General features: G+C 70.9%; 21 protein-coding genes. 6 read left to right on the top strand and 15 right to left on the bottom strand.

Annotated elements, in window-relative coordinates; translation table 11 throughout:
- Nucleotides 1-68 precede the first annotated feature (68 nt).
- On the bottom strand, nucleotides 69-1,496 hold the full coding sequence (gene ahcY, locus AB0B45_RS29880; RefSeq protein WP_358137162.1) for an adenosylhomocysteinase: 1,428 nt from the start codon (nucleotides 1,494-1,496) through the stop codon (nucleotides 69-71).
- Between the two features lie 101 nt (nucleotides 1,497-1,597).
- On the opposite strand from ahcY, the gene AB0B45_RS29885 reads away from it, so the two are divergent.
- Nucleotides 1,598-1,957 (top strand): MerR family transcriptional regulator, encoded by a 360-nt coding sequence (locus AB0B45_RS29885; RefSeq protein ID WP_358137164.1) that lies wholly within the window; start codon nucleotides 1,598-1,600, stop codon nucleotides 1,955-1,957.
- The gene (locus AB0B45_RS29890) at nucleotides 1,954-2,457 is read left to right on the top strand and encodes a GerMN domain-containing protein (protein ID WP_358137167.1); all 504 of its coding nucleotides are present in this window, start codon (nucleotides 1,954-1,956) and stop codon (nucleotides 2,455-2,457) included. Before AB0B45_RS29885 ends, AB0B45_RS29890 begins: the two co-directional genes overlap by 4 nt.
- A 38-nt stretch (nucleotides 2,458-2,495) precedes the next feature.
- On the opposite strand, the gene AB0B45_RS29895 is transcribed toward AB0B45_RS29890, so the two are convergent.
- The 5 genes from AB0B45_RS29895 to AB0B45_RS29915 are packed head-to-tail and all read right to left on the bottom strand — an operon-like array spanning nucleotide 2,496 to nucleotide 6,483.
- Entirely contained in the window at nucleotides 2,496-3,416 is a 921-nt protein-coding gene (locus AB0B45_RS29895) for a cation diffusion facilitator family transporter (RefSeq protein ID WP_358137169.1), read from the bottom strand.
- A gap of 43 nt (nucleotides 3,417-3,459) precedes the next feature.
- The gene (locus tag AB0B45_RS29900) at nucleotides 3,460-4,548 is read right to left on the bottom strand and encodes an SIS domain-containing protein (protein WP_358137172.1); all 1,089 of its coding nucleotides are present in this window, start codon (nucleotides 4,546-4,548) and stop codon (nucleotides 3,460-3,462) included.
- A complete protein-coding gene (locus AB0B45_RS29905; RefSeq protein ID WP_358137174.1) occupies nucleotides 4,545-4,724 on the bottom strand; it encodes a Trm112 family protein in 180 nt (59 codons plus the stop codon). Before AB0B45_RS29905 ends, AB0B45_RS29900 begins: the two co-directional genes overlap by 4 nt.
- Before the next feature lie 3 nt (nucleotides 4,725-4,727).
- Nucleotides 4,728-6,074 (bottom strand): phosphomannomutase/phosphoglucomutase, encoded by a 1,347-nt coding sequence (locus AB0B45_RS29910; RefSeq protein WP_358137175.1) that lies wholly within the window; start codon nucleotides 6,072-6,074, stop codon nucleotides 4,728-4,730.
- A gap of 40 nt (nucleotides 6,075-6,114) precedes the next feature.
- On the bottom strand, nucleotides 6,115-6,483 hold the full coding sequence (locus AB0B45_RS29915) for a DUF3499 domain-containing protein (protein WP_192779898.1): 369 nt from the start codon (nucleotides 6,481-6,483) through the stop codon (nucleotides 6,115-6,117).
- Nucleotides 6,484-6,636: 153 nt separating this feature from the next.
- On the opposite strand from AB0B45_RS29915, the gene AB0B45_RS29920 reads away from it, so the two are divergent.
- Nucleotides 6,637-7,077, top strand: coding sequence for a metallopeptidase family protein (locus tag AB0B45_RS29920; protein WP_358137178.1), 441 nt, complete (start codon nucleotides 6,637-6,639; stop codon nucleotides 7,075-7,077).
- Between the two features lie 51 nt (nucleotides 7,078-7,128).
- Here the strand turns inward: AB0B45_RS29920 and AB0B45_RS29925 are convergent, their stop codons facing one another.
- From AB0B45_RS29925 to AB0B45_RS29940, 4 genes are all read right to left on the bottom strand, one after another.
- Nucleotides 7,129-8,448 carry a DUF5719 family protein gene (locus AB0B45_RS29925; protein WP_358137180.1) on the bottom strand — a complete coding sequence of 440 codons (1,320 nt, stop codon included), beginning with the start codon at nucleotides 8,446-8,448 and terminating at the stop codon, nucleotides 7,129-7,131.
- Entirely contained in the window at nucleotides 8,448-11,243 is a 2,796-nt protein-coding gene (locus tag AB0B45_RS29930) for a glycosyltransferase family 2 protein (protein WP_358137182.1), read from the bottom strand. Before AB0B45_RS29930 ends, AB0B45_RS29925 begins: the two co-directional genes overlap by 1 nt.
- Nucleotides 11,244-11,347: 104 nt before the next feature.
- On the bottom strand, nucleotides 11,348-11,611 hold the full coding sequence (locus AB0B45_RS29935; RefSeq protein WP_358137184.1) for a WhiB family transcriptional regulator: 264 nt from the start codon (nucleotides 11,609-11,611) through the stop codon (nucleotides 11,348-11,350).
- Nucleotides 11,612-11,922: 311 nt separating this feature from the next.
- Nucleotides 11,923-13,734, bottom strand: coding sequence for a hypothetical protein (locus AB0B45_RS29940; protein WP_358137186.1), 1,812 nt, complete (start codon nucleotides 13,732-13,734; stop codon nucleotides 11,923-11,925).
- Between the two features lie 243 nt (nucleotides 13,735-13,977).
- Here AB0B45_RS29940 and cofD point away from each other — a divergent pair, with 243 nt between their 5' ends.
- Entirely contained in the window at nucleotides 13,978-14,916 is a 939-nt protein-coding gene (gene cofD, locus AB0B45_RS29945; protein WP_358137188.1) for a 2-phospho-L-lactate transferase, read from the top strand.
- Nucleotides 14,913-16,217, top strand: a complete 1,305-nt coding sequence (locus AB0B45_RS29950; protein WP_358137190.1) for a coenzyme F420-0:L-glutamate ligase — start codon at nucleotides 14,913-14,915, stop codon at nucleotides 16,215-16,217. Before cofD ends, AB0B45_RS29950 begins: the two co-directional genes overlap by 4 nt.
- A 41-nt stretch (nucleotides 16,218-16,258) precedes the next feature.
- Here the strand turns inward: AB0B45_RS29950 and AB0B45_RS29955 are convergent, their stop codons facing one another.
- The 3 genes from AB0B45_RS29955 to AB0B45_RS29965 form a co-directional block, all read right to left on the bottom strand.
- Nucleotides 16,259-16,693 carry a PIN domain nuclease gene (locus AB0B45_RS29955; RefSeq protein ID WP_358137192.1) on the bottom strand — a complete coding sequence of 145 codons (435 nt, stop codon included), beginning with the start codon at nucleotides 16,691-16,693 and terminating at the stop codon, nucleotides 16,259-16,261.
- Entirely contained in the window at nucleotides 16,684-16,890 is a 207-nt protein-coding gene (locus AB0B45_RS29960) for a type II toxin-antitoxin system VapB family antitoxin (RefSeq protein WP_358137195.1), read from the bottom strand. The genes AB0B45_RS29955 and AB0B45_RS29960 overlap by 10 nt, the downstream gene beginning before the upstream one ends.
- 89 nt (nucleotides 16,891-16,979) lie before the next feature.
- Nucleotides 16,980-19,622 carry a bifunctional FO biosynthesis protein CofGH gene (locus AB0B45_RS29965; protein WP_358137198.1) on the bottom strand — a complete coding sequence of 881 codons (2,643 nt, stop codon included), beginning with the start codon at nucleotides 19,620-19,622 and terminating at the stop codon, nucleotides 16,980-16,982.
- Nucleotides 19,623-19,730: 108 nt separating this feature from the next.
- Here AB0B45_RS29965 and AB0B45_RS29970 point away from each other — a divergent pair, with 108 nt between their 5' ends.
- Complete coding sequence (locus AB0B45_RS29970; RefSeq protein ID WP_358137201.1) at nucleotides 19,731-19,868, top strand: hypothetical protein; 138 nt, start codon at nucleotides 19,731-19,733, stop codon at nucleotides 19,866-19,868.
- Here AB0B45_RS29970 and AB0B45_RS29975 read toward each other — a convergent pair.
- Together AB0B45_RS29975 and AB0B45_RS29980 are read right to left on the bottom strand one after the other, a co-directional pair.
- Nucleotides 19,834-20,817, bottom strand: coding sequence for a DNA-3-methyladenine glycosylase 2 family protein (locus AB0B45_RS29975; protein WP_358137204.1), 984 nt, complete (start codon nucleotides 20,815-20,817; stop codon nucleotides 19,834-19,836). The two genes, AB0B45_RS29970 and AB0B45_RS29975, sit on opposite strands and share 35 nt — an antisense overlap.
- Before the next feature lie 9 nt (nucleotides 20,818-20,826).
- Nucleotides 20,827-21,918: an NDP-sugar synthase gene (locus AB0B45_RS29980; protein WP_358137207.1), complete on the bottom strand. Its 1,092-nt coding sequence runs from the start codon at nucleotides 21,916-21,918 to the stop codon at nucleotides 20,827-20,829.
- Between the last annotated feature and the right edge of the window lies 1 nt (nucleotide 21,919).

Raw genomic sequence — 21,919 nt, forward strand, 5'->3', positions numbered from 1 at the left:
CCCGCTGGGCCGCGGATATGGGAAGACGGCGGGAGCCCCGGTTCGGGCGCCCGCCGTCGGAAAACCGGTCAGTAGCGGTAGTGCTCCGGCTTGTACGGGCCCTCGACGTCGACGCCGATGTACTCCGCCTGCGCCTTGGTCAGCGTGGTGAGCTTCACGCCCAGCGCGTCGAGGTGGAGGCGGGCGACCTTCTCGTCCAGGTGCTTGGGCAGCGTGTAGACGCCGATCGGGTACTCCTCGGTCTTGGTGTAGAGCTCGATCTGGGCGATGACCTGGTTGGTGAAGGAGTTGGACATCACGAACGACGGGTGGCCGGTCGCGCAGCCCAGGTTCATCAGGCGGCCCTCGGCCAGCACGAGGATGGAGTGGCCGTCCTCGAAGATCCACTCGTCGACCTGCGGCTTGATGTTGTTCCTGACGATCCCGGGGGTCTTCGCCAGCCCGGCCATGTCGATCTCGTTGTCGAAGTGGCCGATGTTGGAGACGATCGCCTGGTGCTTCATCTTGGCCATGTGGGCGGCCGTGATGATGTCGAAGTTGCCGGTGGTGGTCACGAAGATGTCGGCGATGCCGACGACCTCGTCCAGCGTGGTGACCTGGAAGCCGTCCATGGCCGCCTGGAGCGCGCAGATCGGGTCGATCTCGGTGACGATGACGCGGGCGCCCTGGCCGCGCAGCGCGTCGGCGCAGCCCTTGCCGACGTCGCCGTAGCCGCAGACCACGGCCACCTTGCCGCCGATGAGGACGTCGGTGGCGCGGTTGAGGCCGTCGATGACGGAGTGGCGGCAGCCGTACTTGTTGTCGAACTTCGACTTGGTCACCGAGTCGTTGACGTTGATCGCCGGGAACAGCAGCGAGCCGCTCTTGAACATCTCGTAGAGGCGGTGGACACCGGTGGTGGTCTCCTCCGTCACGCCCTTGATCTGCTCAGCGATGTTCGTCCACTTCTTGTCCTCGCCGACCGTGCGGGTGAGCAGGTCGATGATGACGTGCCACTCCTCCGGGTCCTCCTCGGAGGCGGCGGGGACGGCGCCGGCCTTCTCGTACTCGGCGCCCTTGTGGACCAGCAGCGTGGCGTCGCCGCCGTCGTCGAGGATCATGTTCGGGCCCTCGCCGCCCGGCCAGGTGAGCGCCTGCTCGGTGCACCACCAGTACTCCTCCAGCGTCTCGCCCTTCCAGGCGAAGACGGGCACGCCCTGCGGGTTGTCGACCGTGCCGTTGGGGCCGACGGCGACCGCGGCGGCGGCGTGGTCCTGGGTGGAGAAGATGTTGCAGCTGACCCAGCGAACCTCGGCGCCGAGCGCGACGAGCGTCTCGATGAGGACGGCGGTCTGGATGGTCATGTGCAGCGAGCCCATGATCTTCGCGCCGCGGAGGGGCTGGGAGGCCGCGTACTCCTTACGAACCGCCATGAGGCCGGGCATCTCGTGCTCGGCGAGCCGGATCTCCTTGCGGCCGAAGTCGGCAAGTGAAAGGTCTGCGACCTTGAAGTCCATCTGATTTACCCCTCGATACACGAAGTTGTCGCCGTTGAGTTTAAGCGCGGGTTCTCCACGTCGCATCCCACGGGGGTCGAATCTTCCACAAGAATGTAAGGATGCGTATCACGGAGGCAGCGAGACGATTGGGCATGTCCCCTCGAATGCTCCGCTACAGGGAGGCACTGGGACTGTTGCCGCCGGTCAGGGAGCAGGGCGCCCATCGCAGGTTCACCGAGGAGGATCTGACGGCGGTGGCCCAGGCGGTGGAGCTGGAGAAACGGTTCGACGTCTCTCCTGCCGAGCTCGCCTTCGCGCTGCGGGCGATGGCCGAGCCCGCGGTGACGCAGGCCGTCAGGGATCTGGGCCTGCGGATCGGCCGCCTCCAGGCGCCCAGGAGAGCCCTGGACTTCGAGAAGGAGAAGGCGCTGCGGCTGCTGCAAACCAGGGGCGGCAACCGATCGTCCAATCGGGTATGAAGGTTCTCGTTCTCGCCACCGCGCTCGCGATGGCCCCCGCGCTCGCCCTGATGCCCGCGTCGGCGTCGGCGGCCTCCTCGGGGCCGACGGTGAAGGTCTACTTCTCCGCCGACTTCGACATCCCCGGCAAGGTCGTCGCCGTCACCAGGAAGGCCCCCGACAGCGGGGTGGCCACGTTCGCCGTCAAGCAGCTCATCAAGGGCCCGACCAAGGCCGAGCGCAAGCGCGGCCTGCACTCGGAGCTGGGCCCACAGATCAAGGGCAAGTCGAACTGCGGCGCCGACTTCAAGCTCTCGATCACGAAGGGCACCGCCACGCTGCGCTTCTGCCGCACGGTGCTGGGGCTCGGCATCGGCTCCGACGCGCGGGTCCTGCACACGATCGACAGGACGCTGCGCCAGTTCGGCACCGTCAAGAAGGTCATCACCCTCGACAAGGACGGCCGCTGCCTGTTCGACCAGACCGACGCGGGCACCTCCTGCATCACCGGGCACGAGTGACCCGCGCTTAGATCGCCAGGGGGAGGCCGCCGAGCGTGCTATCTGGCGGCGGCCTTGTCCAGGTCGGGTTCGAGGTAGATGACGCGGGCGATGGGGACGGCGGCGCGGATGCGCTGTTCGGCCTCGTCGATTCCGCGGGCGACCTCGGCGGCCGTGTCGTCGTGGTCGACGGCGATCTTCGCAGCGACGAGCAGTTCATCGGGGCCGAGGTGCAGCGTGCGCATGTGGATGACGCGGGCCACCTCGGGGGCGCTCTCGAGGGCGGCCCTGATCTGCGTCTCGACCTCGGGCGAGGCGCCCTCGCCGAGAAGCAGCGACTTGGTCTCGATCGCCAGGATGATCGCGATGACCGCCAGGAGCACGCCGATCATCAGGGTGCCGATGCCGTCCCAGATGCCGTCGCCCGTGACCACGGCCATGGTGACGCCGAACAGCGCGAAGATCAGGCCGAGCAGCGCGCCGAGGTCCTCCAGCAGCACCACGGGCAGCTCGGGCGACTTGGAACGGCGGACGAAGGCCACCCAGCCCTGGCTGCCGCGATGCTCGTTCGACTCCTTGATGGCAGTCCTGAAGGAGAAGCTCTCCGCGATGATCGCGAAGATCAGCACGGCGAACGCCCACACGGGCGAGTCGATGGCCTCCCGCTCGCCGATCTTGTGGATGCCCTCGTAGATCGAGAACACCGCGCCGATCGTGAACAGCACGACCGCGACCACGAAGGCGTAGAAGTAGCGCTCCCTGCCGTAGCCGAACGGGTGCTCCTTGGTGCGGGACCGCTGCGCCCGCTTGCCGCCGATCAGCAGCAGCGCCTGGTTGCCCGAGTCGGCCACCGAGTGGATCGACTCGGCGAGCATGGAGGAGGAGCTGGTGAACAGGAACGCGACGAACTTGGCCACGGCGATCGCGAGATTCGCCCCCAATGCCGCAATGATCGCTTTGGTACCGCCACTCGCGCTCAACGCACTTCTCCGCTCATGCCACTGAAGTCCCGAATATGGGATCTTATTGGGAAATTCTCGCCTTTAGCTCTGTGATCGACGTCACCGGGGTCGGATCGACGCCGTACCCGAGGGCGAGATAGGCACTCGCGTAGTCGCCCAGCTCGATCAGCGTGGCCAGTCTTTCGAGCGGGTTTACGCCTTCCGCGATCAGCTCGCTGACCGGCACACCGCGGTCCGCGGCCATCCTGAGCAGCTCCTGCGGACGGTCGTCGGCCTCGCGCAGCACGACCAGCCGCAGCGTGCGCGAGGCGGTGTCGGCGAAGATGTCGCGCTCGGCCAGCGGACCGTCGAGCACCGCGAGCTGATTGTGCCCGGCCTCGGGGAGCTCGCCCCAGATCGCCGGATAATTGGCGTTCTCGTTGAGCTGGAGCGCCAGGCGGTGGGCCGCGACCGCGGTCAACGGCGAGGACCCCCACACCACGGGCACGCTCTCGGCCAGCTCCATGGCTAGCGCCTTGCCCGGGTTGACGAACGACTCGCTCGAAGGACGGCAGCGGTGCGCCATGTCCTCCAGCGCCCTGGCCACCCCCTCGAACAGCTCGGGGCCCTCCTCGGTGAGCCCCAGCGCGCCCGCCCCTGCCAGCAGAGGTACGGCCAGGCCCCACAGCTGCGCGCGCGAGGGGCCCTGCGCGGTCACCGGCACGAACAGCGCCGACGCCTGCGTGGCGATCGCCTGCAGCGGAGAGTCTGGAGCACCGACCGCCATCAGCGACGCGCCCCGCCGTACGGCCTCGGCCGCCATGGCGAGCGTCTCCGCGGTCTGGCCCGAGCTCGACACCGCCATGACCAGGTCGGTGGCGCCCACCCAGCCGGGCAGCCTGGTGGAGCGCACGGTGATGATCGGCAGCGGCGCGCCGTACCCGCAGATCGCCGCGAGGACGTCTCCCGCGAGCGCGGCCGCGCCCATGCCCGCCACCACGATCGCCCTCGGCCTGCCGTCGCGGGCCAGGCGCGCGACGCCCGCCTCACTCGCGTTGCGGTGGGCGGTGCGCACCTGGGCGGCCGCCGCGGCGATCGCGGGCAGCATCGCCCCTTGATCCACCTCGGCGAGCCGGGCCTGATCGTCGAGCCGCTCGGGCTCCCAGGTCACGGCTTCCTTGCCTCGTCCACGAGCAGGACGGGGATGTCGTCCCTGACCGGGTAGACGAGGCCGCAGCCGGTGCAGGCCAGCTCGTCCGCGCCGTTGACAGCGTCGTCCTGCGCGCGCAGCGGTGACTTGCACGCCGGGCAGGCCAGGATCTCCAGCAGCCAGTCGTCGATCTTCACTCTTCAGCTCCTTACAACGGCGAGGACTTCGTCCCTGATCGCCGCCATCTGGCTCGTGTCGGCCGCCTCGGCATTCAGCCTGAGCAGCGGCTCGGTGTTGGACGGACGCAGATTGAACCACCAGCCGGACCCCGTCACGGTCAGGCCGTCGAGCTCGTCGAACTCGCCGCGCCCCGCGAACCGCTCCCGCACCCGCCGGAGGGCGGCCTGCTGGTCCGCGACCGTGCTGTTGATCTCGCCGCTGGCACTGTATCGGGCGAACGGCCCCAGCACCTGCGACAACGGCCGATCCTGCTCACCCAGCGCGGCCAGCACGTGGAGCGCGGCGAGCATGCCGGAGTCGGCGTACCAGAAGTCACGGAAGTAGTAGTGGGCCGAGTGCTCCCCGCCGAAGACCGCGCCCGTGCGGGCCATCTCGGCCTTGATGAAGGAGTGGCCCACTCTCGTGCGGACCGGCACGCCGCCGTGCTCGGCGATGATCTCGGGAACCCCGCGTGAGGTGATCAGGTTGTGGATGACGGTCGAGCCCGGGTGCTTGGCCAACTCGCGGGCCGCGACCAGGCCGGTGATCGTGGACGGCGAGACCGACTCGCCGCGCTCGTCGATCACCCAGCACCTGTCGGCGTCGCCGTCGAAGGCGAGCCCCAGGTCGGCGCCGGTCTCGAGCACGGCCCGCTGCAGGTCGCGCAGGTTGTCCGGCTCGATCGGGTTGGCCTCGTGGTTGGGAAAGGTGCCGTCGAGCTCGAAGTAGAGCGGCGTCACCTCGATCGGCAGCCCCTCGAAGACGGCGGGCACGGTGTGGCCGCCCATCGCGTTGCCGGCGTCGACGACCACCTTGAGCGGCCTGATGCCCGACAGGTCGACGAGCGAGCGCAGGTGCTCGCCGTACCCGCTGAGCAGGTCCTTCTCGATCCTGCTGCCGGACTTCCCCGCCGGGACGCCGGCGGCCAGGTAGGCGGCGGCCCTGTCGCGGATCTCGGTGAGCCCCGTGTCGGTGCCGACGGGCACCGCCTCCGCGTGGCACATCTTCATGCCGTTGTAGCGGGCGGGATTGTGGCTGGCGGTGAACATCACGCCCGGCAGGCCGAGGCTGCCGCTGGCGTAGTAGAGCAGGTCGGTGGAGCCGAGCCCGGCGTCGATCACGTCCGCGCCCCTGGCGGTGGCGCCGCGGATGAAGGCGTCGGCCAGCGCGCGCGAGGAGACCCGCATGTCATGGGCGAGTACGGCCTGCGTCGCGCCGAGCACGTCGACGAACGCCGCCCCGACCGCCTCCGCGCTCTCCTCGTCGAGCTCCTCGGGCACCACGCCGCGCACGTCGTACGCCTTGAAGATCTTGGAGAGATCGCCCACTCGTCCGCCCCTTGGTCGCCTGCTTACTGGGACGAGCCTACTAGCGGTCCCGGTGGGGTTGGGCGGAGCGCAGAACACGCAGGTGACCGCGGCGGCCGACTTCGACACCCTGCCCGACGGGCTCGGTGCCGCCGGACGGCGCGGGCCTGGCGGCCTCACGAACGGCGTTGGCCAGCGCCTCGAGGTCGTCGGTGCTGGGGCTGCCACCGTCCGTCGGCAGGCGCACGACCTCCCACCCTCGGGGGGCGGTCAGCCGTTCGGCGTGTTCGGCGCACAGGTCATAGCAATGCGGCTCCGCGTACGTCGCCAAGGGGCCGAGAACAGCGGTCGAGTCGGCGTATACGTACGTGAGCGTGAAAACGGCAGGCTGACTGCAAGCAGTGCGGGAACAGCGGCGGACGGGGCTCACGGAGGGACCGTATCTGCTATGCGTGCGAGGCGCCACTACCTGAGCGCTCTTAACGAGCGTGTCGCCACAATTCGGACACCTGTCCCACTGTTTCCACCGAGCTGTACCAATGTTGGCCCTGATTAGGTGCGCCCGAAAGCTTAAGCTGGGGTGGTGACACCGACGCGCGGCCCACGACGGCGCGACCGCCACGGGCGTGGCCTTCGCGGTCCGCTCGCCCCCTCGTACGTTCCACTCGCCCGCTCGCGCAGCGAGCGCTTCGACGACCTCGTCCTCGACGCGGTCGACCGGCTCAAACCGAAGTGGGGCAAGCAGCTCTCCGCCGTGGAGTTCGCGGTGGAGGAGGTGCCTCCGGTGAGCGAGCTCGGCGACGGGCCGGGGCGGATGGGGTCGGACCCGATCCCGTTCGGTCGGGCCGACTCGGCGACCGGGGGCGAGCCCGCTTCGGTGGTGATCTACCGTCGGCCGCTGGAGGCCCGCGCCAGGGACCGCGACATGCTGGGGGCGCTGGTGCACGACACGGTGGTGGAGCAGGTGGCCTCGCTGCTCGGGGTGTCCCCCGAGACCGTGGACCCCGGCTACGACGAGCGCTGACCTTTCGGGAGCTCGCCCGCCGAAATGTCCCGAAGGGCGGGGGATGGCCGGTTACGGGAGGATGATGGCGGGGTCGGCGGTGAAGGTCGGGAGCATCGTCCACGTTCGTCCAGGTGACAGCGTTCGCAAAGTGATCAGCTCTCCGCCCTTCATCCGCTCCCGCGTCACGCGCCCGCCGTACACCTCCCCCGAGACCGGCGTCACCACCACCTCGCCGGACACCTTCACCACCTTGGTCCGCGCCGCCGGCACGTCCACCGTCATGGTCTCCCGCGCGGTCCGCACCAGCACCCGCCCGGCCCCGCCCACCGCGCTCAGCACCAGCGACGACCCCTTGCGGTTGTCGGCCACCGCGCTGCCCAGGTCCAGCGCGGGCGTGCCCGCCGTGAACGCCACGTCCGCCGCCGTCGACACCGCCATCCCCGCCACCACGGGCACGTCCGAGGTCAGCACCAGCGCCGAGGCGTGCCCGTCCAGCCCCTTGGTCAGGTCCGCGACGGCGACGCTCCCGGTCAGCACGTCGACCGTTTCACGCCCCTTCATCGCATAACTGCCGTCCGTGCTCACCGCCCGCACCTGCACCCGCGCGTCCACCGTCCCCGGAGCCGCCACCAAGAGCTGACGCCTGCCCTCCCCGGACGGGATTCCAGGCACGACGACCCTGGTCGCAGGCGGCGAGGCCGCAGGCAGCCAGTCGACGCCACCACCGTCCATCTCCGCCCGCGCGGCGACCGCGAGTCTGCCGCTGATCGTCGTCACCTCGATCGCCGCCACGGTCGCGGAAGGAGCGATCGTCTTGAGGTCGAGGGTGAGGTGAGCACCGGGCTTGATCGTGATGCCATGCCCTGCGTCACCGATCACGGGCCCCTCGGCCGAGTACACGTTCACGTCGGCCAGCGCGGGCGCCGCGTCGGCGTTGGCCAGGTGGAGCTCCACTTTGGCGGTCGAGGGTCCAGGGCCGACGAGCCAGGTGCTGCCGCCAGGCTCGGTGCACCGCACGCCGGCGAGGCCGCGCGAACGGCCCTTGGTTACGCGGGTGCCGAGCGAGGCCTCCAGCCCGCTCGCCCTGGCCCCCGTTCCCTTCACCACGACCGGTTCGTCGCCTTTGATCGCCGATCGCCACGACGGCTCGGTCACTACCTTGTCGCCGACCGTCACCTTCCCCGCCCCAGGCGCGCTGAGCACGGCGACCTCAGCGCCGCGGGGGGCGGGGCAGACAGCCATGACCGACTCCACGGCCACCTTCCGCGGCGCCTTGGCGGGCGGCGGCGTGGGAGCGGGCCTGGTGAGGAAGGCGACGCCGTACAGCGCGCCGAGCGCGACCAGGACCAGCAGCATCAGGCCGAACCTGTTCTCCACGAACCCCTTCATCACGCCACCGCCACGACGAGCGGGTCGGCCGTGCGGGCACCGGGCGCGGCCAGCACGAGCACCAGCAGCGTGAGGACGGCCTGCGCCCACAGCATCGGCGCGTGCAAGGGGTCCTCGGCGGGCGGCTTCACCTGCGCGGGCGGTTCGACCAGCCGCCAGAGCCCTTCCTTCTCGCCCAGGCTCAGGTGGACGAGCTGCGGCTGGGAGTCGAGCGCCTTGGTGATCTCCGCCGTGGGCAGGGAGACGGCGACGTAGGCGATGCCGAGCCCAGCCAGCGTGGTCGCGTCGGCGTCGCCACGCCCCGCGACCAGCCCGGCCGCCGCCCGCGCCACCTGGTCGCGGGCCGCCTGCGGCACCGGCAGCTCGGCTTCTCCCAGCAGGGGTGTACGGCGATGCAGCACCGTGAACTCGTCGCCGCGCAGCAGCAGCGTGCGCCGGCCCTGAACCGATCCAGCCCCCGCGATGGCGGGCAAGGGGTCGGGCGTCGAGCCGCTGAGCGGGCCGCGCGTGCCGTACCCGATCCAGTGGGCGGCGCCCAGCACCGGCGTGCTGAAGGCGACGGCGACCACGCCCACGGCGCAGAGCCTGCGCAGCCCGCCCGCGGCACGCAGCTCGGCCAGGCGGTGCGCGGTCAGCGCGACCAGGACGAGCAACCCCGTGGCGGCGAACGCGAGCGGGATGCCCGGCCATGCCCTCGCCGCCGCGCCACCCGCCGCGGGGGTCACCGTGATGCGGCTGACCAGGATCGCGACGAGCACGCCGTACACGGCGATGCCCCAGCCGATCGCGACGATCATGCGCTGGCGGCGGAACAGCAGCGCCGCGAGCGCGGTCACGATCAGGCCCGCGGTGATCCAGAACGGAGGCAGCCCTGGCCCGCCGGGGCTGAAGGTCAGGAAGGCGTGCGGCGGCAGCGCGGGATCGATGAGCGCCGGCCGGTGCAGGCCCGCTTCCAGCAGGAGTTGGCCCGGGTGGTCGGCGAAGCCGCGCAGCCATGGATAGAGCAGCACCGGCGGAACGACCAGCGCCGTGGCCAACTGCCGTACCCGGCCGAAAGCGATCATGGCGAGCACGCCGAGGACGGCCAGCAGCACGTAGACCAGCGGCGCGAACGCCGTGCCGACCGCCAGCAGCAGGCCGAGGCCCCAGCTCGCGCGGCGTGCCCGCCTGGGCTCGGCGGACAGCAGCTGGACGCCGAGCCCCGCGTAGACGGGCAGCAGCACGAAGACGACGGCCGTGCCGAGCCGCCCCGCCGCGACCGCGCCGGTGGCGACGGGCAGCAGCGCGTAGCTCGCGGCCAGCCAGATCCGCGCGGACACAGCCGGGATCATCTTCCTGGTGGCCAGGTAGGCGGAGGCGCCCGCCAGCGGGACCGAGCCGAGCAGCAGCACCGCGACCGCCGGCCAGGTCGTGCCGAGGAAGAGCGTGGACAGGGCGGCGACGACCGCGACGTACGGCGGCGCCCACGCCGTCGAGCCGACCCCGGTGTCGTGGAAGCCCTCCAGGTAGAAGCGCCACAGGTCCGAGGCGTCGCCGACGACCGGCACCAGCGCCCCTCCGCCGAGCGAGGGACCGCCGAAGAGCGCGCCGAGCACCTGCCGCTCGGCGGCCAGCGCGACCACGGTGAGGGCGAGCGTGAGCAGCACGCCGGGGCGGCTGAAGAAGCGCCGGAGGAAGCCCGACTCGTCGACGATGACCTCGTCGTCCTCGCTGGGCGGCGCCACCACGGCGTGGTGGCGGCCCGCCGACTCCACGGGTCCCTCGCCCGCGAGGAAGCCCTGCACCAGGTCGGCCAGGCGGCGGTAGCCCGCGCCCGGCGGCGTCAGCAGCCGTTTGATCGCGGGATGGCCCTGCTTCCTGCCGTGCCTGCGATGGCGGCGCGCCCTGATCATGCGGCCCGGATGCAGCACCACCGACCCGACCGCCGCCACCTCGTCCCACGCGTTCGCCGGCTGCTTGGCCACGAGGAACAGCAGGACCCTGAACGTCGAGCCGGCCACGTTGCGCGCCAGCGTCCGCAGCATCGCGGCGAACGGCAGGTTCGCCATGACGACGAACATCGCGTTGCGCCGGTCCAGCCGCCTCGGGTGGTCGCCGCTCGCGGTGATCCGCCGTCGCCTGCGCGCCGCCGCCTCGGCGTGGTAGGCGACCGCGCGCCGTACGTTGACCACCCTGTGGCCCGCGTTCCGCACCCGCCAGCACAGGTCGAGGTCGTCACGGAAGAGCGCGAGCGCCTGGTCGAGGCCGCCGACCTCGTCCCAGACGTCGCGGCGGACCAGCATGCCCGCCGTCGAGACCGACAGCACGTCGCGGTCGCCGTCGTGCTGACCCTGGTCGTACTCGCGCGCTTCGAGCCCCGTGTCGCGCCTGCCCCTGCGGTCGACGGTGACGCCGACCTCCAGCAGCAGCTTGCGGTCCAGCCAGTCGCGCAGCTTGGGCCCGAGGACGGCGGCCGCGGGGTCGCGCTCGGCGGCCATCAGCAGGTGGCGCAGGGCGTGCGGGTCGGGGGCGCAGTCGTCGTGGATCAGCCAGATCCACTCTCCTGGCACGGCCTTCAGCTTGCCGAGCACCTCGGCGACCGCGGCGCCGAAGCCGGTCGAGCGGGACAGGCGCAGCACGTTCCCCTGACCGAGGGCGCGTTCGAGCAGGTCGGCCGAGCCGTCGCGGCTGCCGTTGTCGGCGCCGACGACCCTGTCCGCCGGACGGCTCTGCCGCAGGACCGCCTGCAGCGTCTCACCCAGCCAGCGGGCGCCGTCATGGGCCACGACGATCGCTGTGACGACAGGTGCGGACATCGGCGCGGCTCCAACCAGGGGGATGATCAGCGCCGGACACCATAACAGTCGAAAGGGTCACGCGGCAGACACCGAACGGCCGCGTGACCCTTGTTGATATCTAGTTAAACGGCCTGCTTCTTGATCCTTCGGCGTTCCCGCTCGGACAGCCCACCCCAGATGCCGAACCGCTCGTCGTGCTCGAGTGCGTATTCCAGGCACTCGGCCCGCACTTCGCAGGAACGGCACACCTTCTTGGCCTCTCTGGTGGAGCCACCCTTCTCCGGGAAGAACGCTTCCGGGTCAGTCTGAGCGCACAAAGCACGCTCCTGCCAGCCGAGTTCTTCAGCGTCAAGCTGATCCTGTGCGATGACCACCAACTCGGTCACTGCACACCTCCCTGCCGCCCGCCCGCAATGGAGCCCCCCATGGACGCCTCCTTACATACCCACCCTGGAGGCGTAACAACATGGCTGTAATTACACGCGCGTGCCGTAGGTGACGTCAAGCGGCATGCCGGTATCCGGGGAAAGACCACCTCGCCCCGGTGCGCTTGCCATGTGCTGTTCAGGACCGGGTGGAACCGGGATCCTGCCCTTGACGTGACTTTTCAACGCTGTCAGCGGTCGGAACCGTACCAGGGCAGGTCTTGACGCCCGCCCAGGGCCCACCTTCTCTCTATCCGGTGTTGGCCTATTTCTTACCTGCGCGGATCGTTCGGCGTGTAGATCGCCGTCGGGTCTATCGGGTCGTCACCAGGGCGGTACGCGCTCTGGTCGAACCTGATCGTCGACTCGGCGTGCGGCGCCTGCGACGGATAGGCGGCCGGCGGCGATGACTGCGGGTGGCCGAACGGGTCGTCGTACGGCTGCTGGTACGGCTGCGCGGGATCGAAGTGCAGCTGAGGGTGGGTGCCCGCGGTGGACTGCTGGTAGGTCTCCGCCTGCTGGTAGGCGTGCAGCATCTGCTGCGAGCGCGGGTCGACGGGCGGGTCGGGCTCGGTGTAGAGCGGCTGCTGCGGCTGGGCGTACTCCTGGCCCGAGTAACCGGTGAACGGGCTGCCGCCCTGCTGCTCGAAAGCGGGTGCCTGCTCGTAGTAGGGCTGCTGGGGCTCCGGCTGCTGCTGGTACGGCGCGGCGGGCGCGGTGTCGGCCGGCTGGTAGGGCTGCGGCTCGTAGACGTTGGGCGCGCTGTGCGTGGGGGTGTAGGCGTTGGGCAGGCTGTCGGCCGGCACGTAGGGCGCGGGCTGGTAGTCCTGCTGCTGCGCGTAGCCGTTGCTCGGCAGCGTCTCCGACGGTGTGTAACCGCTCGGCTCCTGCGGCGCGTAGGGGCTCGGCTCGGGCTGGTAGGACTGAGGCTCGGGCGCGTAGGAGGGCTGCGGCGTCTCCACGGGCGGCACGAAGGCGTTCTGCGGGGTGTCGTAGGCGCTCTGCGGCGTGTCGTAGGCGGACGGTGCCGCCTCCGCGGGCGCGTACGGGCTCTCGGCCTGGGCGTAGGCGCCCTGCGGGGCCTCCGCGGGCGGGGCATACAAATTCTGCGGAGGCTCGTTCTGAGGCGCGTAGGCGCCCTGCGGGGCCTCCGCGGGAGGCGCGTAGACGTTCTGCGGCTCGGGGTGCGGGGTGGGCGCGGGCGGCAGGGCGGGCAGCTCCGGCTTGGGCGGCTGGTAGGCCTCCTGCTGGGCCTGCTGCGGCGCGGCCTGGGCTGCGGCGGCCTGGTTGAAGGCCTGCTGGTCGTAGCCCTGCGGGCCGCCGTGGCTCGGCGGCTGCTGGCCGTAACCGGACGAGGCGGGCTGCTGGCCGTAACCGGACGAGGGGGTCTGCTGGCCGTAACCGGACGAGGGGGGCTGCTGGCCGTAGCCGGAGGAGGCGGGCTGCTGCGCGTAGCCGGGAGCGGGCTGGCCGTACTGCGGGGCCTGGCTCGGCGGCTGCTGGCCGTATTGCTGGGCGGCGGGCTGCTGCGCGGACGGGTGCTGGCCGTGGGCCTGCGCGCCGGGGGCCTCGCTGGGGGGCTGCTGGCCGTAGCCCTGCTGGCCGAAGCCTGAGTGCTGGGCGCCGGGCTGCTGGGTGAAGGCGGGCTGCTGGCCGAAGGCCGACTGCTGGCCGTACCCGCTGAAGACCTGGGCGGCCGGGCGCGCGGCGAACACCTGCGGCAGCAGATAGACCAGCCCGATCGCGGTGAGTCCCAGCGTGGGCACGCCGGTGAGCACGAAGGACAGCAGGCTCATGAAGCCCATGCCCGAGAAGAGCCCGAGGAGCAGCGAGATGGCGCCGAAGAACGCGCCGCCGGCGAGCGTGCCCGCCGCGCCGTACGCGATCGTCTTCGCCTTGGGTGTGGGATCACCCAGCTTGGTGACCAGCACCACGGCCCCGACGGCAAGCGCGGCCGCCACGGGACTCGTCAGATCGCCCTGGACCAGGCGTGCCCTGACCAGCAGAGAGGTCACTGCCCCCGACTCCGCGACCAGCAATTGCAGAAGCGCGACGAGGACGTTCCCCGCCGCGACGGCAAGCATGATCCAAGCAGCCGGCTCTCTCAGCCGGCTGACGTCTATTTTGCTCACTGTTAACCCCCAGCTGGTGGCTTCCCACCCGGGGTGAGTTTGCCACATAGCTGACTTTGGTGGCGGGAGACCCAGCAAGCTCATCCATCCCGATAGTCCCCGATCAGCCTCAATACTCCGAAATTTCGTGACACATGGACACGGAACGCTGCCTCGCCAGACAGGTCCGTGAGACCCGGATGCGAGACTGACGGCATGCGTATCGTGTCCCTAGCCGGCGGCATCGGCGGCGCCCGCTTCCTGCGCGGCCTGCGTGCCGCCGCCCCTGACGCCGAGATCACGGTCATCGGCAACACCGGCGACGACATCACCCTCTTCGGCCTGCGGGTCTGCCCTGACCTCGACACCGTGATGTACACGCTCGGCGGCGGCATCAACGAGGAGCAGGGCTGGGGGCGGGAGAAGGAGAGCCACGTCGTCAAGGAGGAGCTGGCCGCCTACGGCGTCGAACCGCAGTGGTTCGGGCTCGGCGACCGCGACTTCGCCACCCACATCGTCCGCTCCCAGATGCTGGAGGCCGGTTACCCGCTCTCCCAGGTCACCGAGGCCCTGTGCGCGCGGTGGCAGCCGGGGGTGCGGCTGCTGCCGATGAGCGACGACCGCTGCGAGACCCACGTCGTCATCACCGACGAGCAGGGCCGCCGCGCCGTCCACTTCCAGGAGTGGTGGGTACGGCTGCGCGCCTCCGTCCCCGCCGAGTCGATCGCGCTGATCGGCGCCGACACCGCCACGCCCGCTCCAGGGGTCCTCGACGCGATCGCCGAGGCCGACGTGGTGATCCTCCCGCCGTCCAACCCGGTGGTGAGCATCGGCACCATCCTGCAGATCCCCGGCATCCGCGACGCCCTGGTCGCCAAGACGGTCGTCGGCGTCTCCCCCATCATCGGCGGCGCTCCCGTCCGCGGCATGGCCGACGCCTGCCTGACGGCGATCGGCGTGGAGACCAGCGCGCAGGCCGTGCTGTCCCTCTACGGCGCCGACCTGATCGACGGCTGGCTCGTGGCCGAGGAGGACGCCTCCGTCGCCCTCGACGGCGTGCGCGTCGAGGGCCGCCCGCTGATCATGCACGACGCCGACGCCGCCGCGGACATCGCCCGCGCCGCCCTGTCCCTGGCTCAGGAGCTGTCCCGATGACGCGACCTCCCGTCACCCCCACATCGGACCGCGAGCCCACCGCGATCCAGGTCTTCGGCGTCCACGGCATCGGCGAGGTCCGTCCGGGCGACGACCTGGCCGCACTGCTGAAGGAGGAGGACCTGCGCGACGGCGACATCGTCGTCATCACCTCCAAGATCGTCAGCAAGGCCGAGGGCCGCGTCCGCCAGGGAAGCGACCGCACCGAGGCCATCGAGGAGGAGACCGACCGCGTGGTCGCCAGGCGCGGCGACACCGTCATCTCCCAGACCCGCCACGGCTTCGTCATGGCCGCGGCGGGCGTCGACGCCTCCAACACCGAGCCGGGCACCGTCCTGCTGTTGCCCGAGGACTCCGACGCCTCCGCCCGCCGTGTCAGGGCCGCCCTCGGCGGTCGCGTCGGCGTGATCATCTCCGACACGTTCGGCCGGCCGTGGCGCCACGGCCTCACCGACGTCGCCATCGGCGCTGCGGGGGTGCGTCCGCTCGAGGACTTCAGGGGTGGCACCGACACCCACGGCAACCCGCTCAACGCCACCGTCACCGCCCTGATCGACGAGATCGCCGCGGCCGCCGAGCTGGTCAAGGGCAAGCTGGCGGGCGTGCCCGTGGCGATCGTGCGCGGGCTGGCCCACCTGGTGACCGCCGACGACGGTCCTGGGGTGCGCCCGCTCATCCGTCCCGCCGACGAGGACCTGTTCCGCTACGGCTCGCGCGACGTCGTCTTCGCCCGCCGTACGATCAGGGAGTTCTCCTCCGCCCCCGTCGACCCCGAGGCGGTACGGCGAGCGGTGGCGGCGGGCATCGCGGCCCCCGCGCCGCACCACACGACGCCGTGGCGGTTCGTCCTGGTGGAGTCGGCCGAGACCCGGTCACGGCTGGTCGACGCGATGCGCGAGGCGTGGATCGCCGACCTGCGCGGCGACGGGTTCACCGAGCAGTCGATCACCAAGCGGATCAGGCGCGGCGACGTCCTGCGGAACGCCCCCTACCTCGCCGTGCCGTGCCTGGTGATGGACGGCTCCCACACCTACCGCGACGACAGGCGCAACGCCGCCGAGCGGGAGATGTTCGTGGTCGCGACGGGCGCGGGCGTGGAGAACTTCCTCGTCCAACTGGCGGTCGAGGGGCTCGGCTCGGCCTGGGTGTCGTCCACAATGTTCTGCCGCCCCGTGGTGCGAGAGGTGCTCGACCTGCCCGAGTCGTGGGATCCGATGGGTTGCGTCGCCATCGGGCACGCCGCCGCGCCGCCGCGCGACCGCGCCCCGCGCGACGCCGCCGACTTCTACGTCACCCGCTGACTCGCCGAATGTCCGCCGCCGCGCGACGGCGGACATTCCCCTCATCCCTGTACGGCCTCCGCCTCACCCGGCGGCACCACCCATTCGGTCGGCTGCTGTGTGATCTCGGCGATCGTCTCGAAGTCGCGATCGTAGTGCAGCACGGTCAGCTGGCAGGCTTCAGCGGTGACCGCTATGAGCAGGTCCGCGATGGACGGGCCCCGATGCTTCCCATTCTTCGCCAGCGACTCCTGGATCTCACACGCACGCCGCCAGCCCCTGTCGGGAATCGGCATCCACGGAAACCCGGCGTCGAGCTGGCTCTTGATCTGCATGTAATCGGCTGGACCACGGGCAGAGTAGAGCAGTTCGAGCTGGGTGGGGGCGCAGATCGACACCAGTCCCCGGGTGATCAGGGGCGCGAGCCGGGTCCTGACCGGGGCCAGGTGAAGCCGGGCCAAAGCACTCTTGTCACCGAGATAGGAGGTCACTTCCACATGGCCTCCTCGGTCGCCGGGTCCAGCAGGTCCGCAAAGGCGCCTGCCGCGGCGAGCTCGATGAACTGCTCCCTGGCCCGCTCCGCGATGACGTGCTGGAGGGCCGCGTCAACGGTGCTGCGGAGGCTGTCCGTGCCGAGGATGGCCTGAGCCTTCGCCGCCTTCGCCGCATCGATGTCAATCGTGGTCTTGGCCATTGAGACCTCCTTTCACCGTGATTGAGGATATCCATCCTACGCACCCTCATACGTCCAATGACGTGATTCTTAGATATCGGGCGAGCCGGTCAGACGACCGGCAGCGTGCGGCGGACGCTGCGGCAGACGCCGTCGCTGGCCGCCGAGGCCGCGAGGCGCTCCGCCGACGGCGTGCCGTACTCGGTGGTGCGCTGGCGCAGCGGCCGCCCCGTGGGGGCGACCATCTCGGCGATCTCGGTGATGGTCTTGTAGGAGCCGTTCTCCGAGCCCGCCATGCGGCTGATCGTCTCCTCCATCAGCGTGCCGCCGAGGTCGTTGACGCCGCCCGTCAGCACCTGCCTGCACAGGTCGTCGCGGAGCTTCACCCACGAGCACTGGATGTTGTCGATCGCGCCGTGCAGCAGGATCCGCGCCAGGGCGTGGACGGCGCGGTTCTCGCGGGCGGTCGGGCCCGGGCGGGCGATCCCCGCGAGGTAGATGGGCGAGCTGTGGTGCACGAACGGCAGCAGCACGAACTCGGAGAACCCGCCGGTCCGCTCCTGGATGCCGCGGATGAGCTTGATGTGCTGCACCCAGTGCAGGTGCGTGTCGACATGCCCGTACATCATGGTCGAGGTCGTCGGGATGCCCACGCGGTGCGCGGTGGTGATGACGTCGATCCACTCCTTGGTGGGCAGCTTCCCCTTGGTCAGCACCCAGCGCACGTCGTCGTCGAGGATCTCGGCCGCGGTGCCGGGCAGCGAGTCGACGCCCGCCTCCCTGGCGGCCGTCAGCCAGTCCTCGACGGACAGGTTCGTACGGCTGGCGCCGTTGATGACCTCCATCGGAGAGAAGGCGTGCACGTGCATGCCGGGCGTCCTGGCCTTCACCGCGCGGGCGATGTCGAAGTAGGCGGTGCCGGGCAGGTCGGGGTGGATGCCGCCCTGCATGCACACCTCGGTGGCACCGGCCTCCCAGCCTTCCTCGGCCCGGTCGGCGACCTGGTCGAGGGAGAGGGTGTAGGCGTCGGCGTCGGTCCTGCGCTGGGCGAACGCGCAGAACCTGCACCCGGTGTAGCAGACGTTGGTGAAGTTGATGTTGCGGTTGACGACATAGGTGACGTCGTCACCCACGGCCTCCCGCCTGAGGTGGTCGGCGAGGCGGGCGAGCTGCTCAAGGGCTTCGCCTTCGGCGCCGAGGAGGGCGACGGCCTGCGCGTCGGTCAGGCTCGCGGGGTTCCGTTCGGCCTGGCGGAGCGCCTCGGCGACGTCGCCCATGACCCCGAGCCCTGGGGCCTGCTTCGAGAGGTCGGCGGAGCCGGCGGGCGCCCCGTCGGGGAAGGCGGGCGCCTCCTGGGTGGAGCCGTCGGCCAGGAGCCCCGCGGCCACCGCGGGCGAGGGGAGGCGATCGCGGAGGGCCTCCCAGTCGCCGTAGACGTTGTCGAAGTCGTCGCGCCGGTCGTTCGTGCGCCCCGAGGTGTCCACCTCGACGTGCAGGTCGGTGCGTCCTGAGGCGACGAAGCCGCCGTCGGGCTCCTGCCACGGCCGCCCGACCAGCGGGGCGTCCTCCCTGGCCAGGCCGGTGGCGGGGTCCACCAACGCCGACACGTGCGCGAAGAGCCTGGGGTCGAGCCACGGCTCGCCCGCCAGCACGTACTCCGGGTAGATGGTCAGCCGCTCCCTCAGCTCGAACCCGGCCGCGGCCGTACGGGCGGCCAGCTCGTCGATGTTCGGCCAGGGACGCTCGGGGTTGACGTGGTCGGGAGTGAGCGGCGACACCCCGCCCCAGTCGTCGATCCCCGCCCTGATCATCAGCGCGTACTCGTCGTCCACCAGGTTCGGCGGCGCCTGGACGTGCGCCTTCGGGCCGAGCACCAGCCTGGTCACCGCGATCGTCGCGGCCAGCTCCTGCAGGGACGCGTCGGGCAGCCCGCGCATCGCGGTGTCCTGCTTGGCGCGGAAGTTCTGGACGATGACCTCCTGGATCCCGCCGTACTCCCTGGCCACCCGCCGCATCGCGAAGATCGACTCGGCTCTGTCCTCGATGGTCTCGCCGATGCCGATCAGGATGCCCGTGGTGAAGGGGACGTTCGAGCGGCCCGCGTCCTCCAGCACGCGCAGCCGTACCGCGGGGTCCTTGTCGGGAGAGCCGTGGTGCGGCGCGCCCTTCTCCTCGAACAGGCGGCGGGAGGTGGTCTCCAGCATCATGCCCATCGAGGGGGCGACCGGCTTGAGCCGCTGGAAGTCGCGCCAGGAGAGCACGCCGGGGTTGAGGTGGGGCAGCATGCCCGTCTCCTCCAGCACCCTGATCGCCATCGCCCGCACGTAGGAGAGCGTGTCGTCGTAGCCGTGGGCGTCCAGCCACGAGCGGGCCTGGTGCCAGCGGTCCTCCGGCCGGTCGCCGAGGGTGAACAGCGCCTCCTTGCACCCCATGGCCGCGCCCTGCCTGGCGATCTCCAGCACCTCGTCGGGGCTGAGGAAGGCGGCGGGGAGCTTGCCGGGCGCGGTGGCGAACGTGCAGTAGCCGCATCTGTCCCTGCACAACCTGGTCAGCGGGATGAACACCTTCTTGCTGTAGGTGATGACGCCGTTGCGGCCGTTGGCGTCACGCACCCGTGAGGAGTGCTCGAGAAGGGTGTCCAGGTGCTCGTCACGGGCCTGGAGCAGCACGGCGGCCTCGGTGGGATCGAGCGCCTTGCCGTCGCGGGCTCTGGCGAGCGCGCGACGGAGTGCGGAATCGCTGACTTGGCTCATACCCGCACATTAGTCGTTAAGCAAAGCTGAACGGTGGTCCGTAGAAAGTCTCGATAGACGTAAATACATGCACAGGCAGATAATTGGAGGAGAGCAAAGGAGCACGCAATGTCCTGGATCATCATCATCAGCCTGATCGCCGTCCTCGCCGTCGCCGGCCCGTTCTTCGGCACCGACTCGCGCGACAGCAGGGACTGGAGGAAGGCCCCTTTCAGAAGGAACGGTAGTCACGGGCGGACTGCCTAGGCCCCCGCGCGGGTGGCCGCAACCCAGTGAGCCCGACCAGCAGGCAGGCCCTGTGCCGATGCCCCCTGTACGGCTCCAGCAACCGCATCATCTCGGCGTCGTCGGCCTTTCGCCCCGTCAACGCCCAGCCCACGATCTTGGCGAGATGGAAGTCGCCGACGCTCACCGCGTCGGGATCACCCATACAGCGCTGCCGTACCTCCGCCGACGTCCACACTCCGATACCGGGCAACGCCCGCAGGAGCCGATCGAGCGAGGCGGAGTCGGCGGCCGCTTCGAGCTTGTCCGCGTGCCACGCCGCGGTCGCGATCGTCCGCGCGCGCACGGCCTCCGCCCCCGCCCTGTGCCAGTCCCACGCGGGGATCTGCCGCCACACCTCCGGCTCCGGCATCACCCGCATGCCGTCGGGCGCGGGCCCAGGCGCGGGCGTGCCGTACTTGCGCAGCAGCGAGCGCCACGCCCGCCACGCCTCACGTCCGACCACTTTCTGCTCGAGCACGGCAGGCACGAGCGCCTCGAACACCCGGCCCGTCCGCCCGATCCTGGGCACGCCGTAGCCCTGAAGCACCTCGTGACGCACCTCGAAGCCCGAGATGTCGTCGTCCGCGCCCAGCAGGGCGGGCAACGAGTCGAGCAGCCATCCGGCGCCTGGGCCCCAGGCCTGTCCACCCCGCCTCGTGACCCGCAGGGTGCCGGGGCCGTCCGGTGTGCGGCAGGTGCGCCAGATCGTGCCGTCGGCCGCCCGCCGCCACGTCGGGTCGTGACCGCCATGCTGGTGCGGCCCCAGGATCAGCCCAGGGTCCCCCCGCACCTCCAGCCGCCGCTCGAGCGCCCCCTCCGAAGGAAGCGCCGCCCTCTCGACAGGAAGGGTGGCCTGGCCCGGGTGCGCCGCCGTCCCGAGGGGTCGGGCTCCCGAGTCCTGGTCCTTCGCCGGAGGGCTGCCTTCCATGGCAGCAGGCTACGCGTCGCTGGAGAAGCGGACCGCGCACTCCGGCAGCACGACGCCAGGCCAGACCCGCGCCCCCGCCTGAAGCTCGTTGCCCGGCCCCACGGTGGCGCCGTCGCCGATCACCGAGTCGCGCACCACGGCGCCCTTCGAGATCCGCGCGCCGAGCCCGATGAGGGAGTCGACCACGATCGCCCCCTTCTCGATCACGCAGCCGTCGCCGAGCACGCTGCCGCTCACCGAGGCGCCCGCCTCGACCACGGCCCGCGCCCCGATCACCGAGCCGCCGGTGACCTTGGCCTCGTAGGACACGACCGCCCCGTCGAGCGTCAGCGACTCGCCGGTCGGCCCTGGCAGCGCGGGCGAGCCCAGCCTGCCGAGCACCAGGTCGCGCGAGCCCTGCACGAAGGCGGCGGGGGTGCCGACGTCGAGCCAGTAGCTGCTGTCGGCGTAGCCGAGCACCAGCGCGCCCGACTCGATCAGCCCGGGGAAGGTCTGCCGCTCCACCGACACGACCTCTCCTGGCGGGATCGAGTCGATCACCGAGCGGGTGAAGACGTAGCACCCGGCGTTGATGCGGTTGGTCACGGGATGCGGGGTCTTCTCGAGGAACGCGGTGACCCTGCCCTCGGCGTCGGTCGGCACGCAGCCGAACCGCGAAGGGTCGTCCACCTCGGTCAGGTGCAACGTCACCGCGGCGCCGCGGGCGACGTGCTGCCTGACCTGGTCGCCGACGTCGTGCCCCGACAGGATGTCGCCGTTGAGGACCAGCACGGGATCGCCGGGGCCCGCGGTCAGCGCCTGAGCCGCGTTTCGGATCGCTCCACCGGTGCCGAGCGGCGTCTCCTCGGTCATGTAGACCAGCTCGAGGCCCATCGAGGACCCGTCGCCGAAGACCGGCTCGAACATCGAGGCCTTGTAGGAGGTGGCGAACACGATCCGCCGTACTCCGAACGAGCGCGCCTGGGCGAGCTGGTGCGCCAGGAACGGAACCCCGGCGGTCGGCAGCAGCGGTTTCGGGGTGCCGATCGTCAGCGGGCGCAGGCGCGTGCCCTGGCCTCCGACCAGGAGTATCGCCTCGAGACCTGGCAAGGAGCTCTCCATC

The sequence above is a fragment of the Nonomuraea sp. NPDC049152 genome, from assembly GCF_040648355.1.
Taxonomy (GTDB): Bacteria; Actinomycetota; Actinomycetes; order Streptosporangiales; family Streptosporangiaceae; genus Nonomuraea.

Excerpts from the sequence above, each read along its gene's own strand:
- AB0B45_RS29885 (WP_358137164.1), top strand. The coding sequence starts at position 1,598 with ATGCGTATCACGGAGGCAGCGAGACGATTGGGCATGTCCCCTCGAATG.
- ahcY (WP_358137162.1), bottom strand. The coding sequence starts at position 1,496 with ATGGACTTCAAGGTCGCAGACCTTTCACTTGCCGACTTCGGCCGCAAG.
- AB0B45_RS29890 (WP_358137167.1), top strand. The coding sequence starts at position 1,954 with ATGAAGGTTCTCGTTCTCGCCACCGCGCTCGCGATGGCCCCCGCGCTC.
- cofD (WP_358137188.1), top strand. The coding sequence starts at position 13,978 with ATGCGTATCGTGTCCCTAGCCGGCGGCATCGGCGGCGCCCGCTTCCTG.
- AB0B45_RS29925 (WP_358137180.1), bottom strand. The coding sequence starts at position 8,448 with ATGAAGGGGTTCGTGGAGAACAGGTTCGGCCTGATGCTGCTGGTCCTG.
- AB0B45_RS29940 (WP_358137186.1), bottom strand. The coding sequence starts at position 13,734 with ATGCTTGCCGTCGCGGCGGGGAACGTCCTCGTCGCGCTTCTGCAATTG.
- AB0B45_RS29960 (WP_358137195.1), bottom strand. The coding sequence starts at position 16,890 with ATGGCCAAGACCACGATTGACATCGATGCGGCGAAGGCGGCGAAGGCT.
- AB0B45_RS29950 (WP_358137190.1), top strand. The coding sequence starts at position 14,913 with ATGACGCGACCTCCCGTCACCCCCACATCGGACCGCGAGCCCACCGCG.
- AB0B45_RS29930 (WP_358137182.1), bottom strand. The coding sequence starts at position 11,243 with ATGTCCGCACCTGTCGTCACAGCGATCGTCGTGGCCCATGACGGCGCC.
- AB0B45_RS29965 (WP_358137198.1), bottom strand. The coding sequence starts at position 19,622 with ATGAGCCAAGTCAGCGATTCCGCACTCCGTCGCGCGCTCGCCAGAGCC.
- AB0B45_RS29975 (WP_358137204.1), bottom strand. The coding sequence starts at position 20,817 with ATGGAAGGCAGCCCTCCGGCGAAGGACCAGGACTCGGGAGCCCGACCC.
- AB0B45_RS29970 (WP_358137201.1), top strand. The coding sequence starts at position 19,731 with ATGTCCTGGATCATCATCATCAGCCTGATCGCCGTCCTCGCCGTCGCC.
- AB0B45_RS29980 (WP_358137207.1), bottom strand. The coding sequence starts at position 21,918 with ATGGAGAGCTCCTTGCCAGGTCTCGAGGCGATACTCCTGGTCGGAGGC.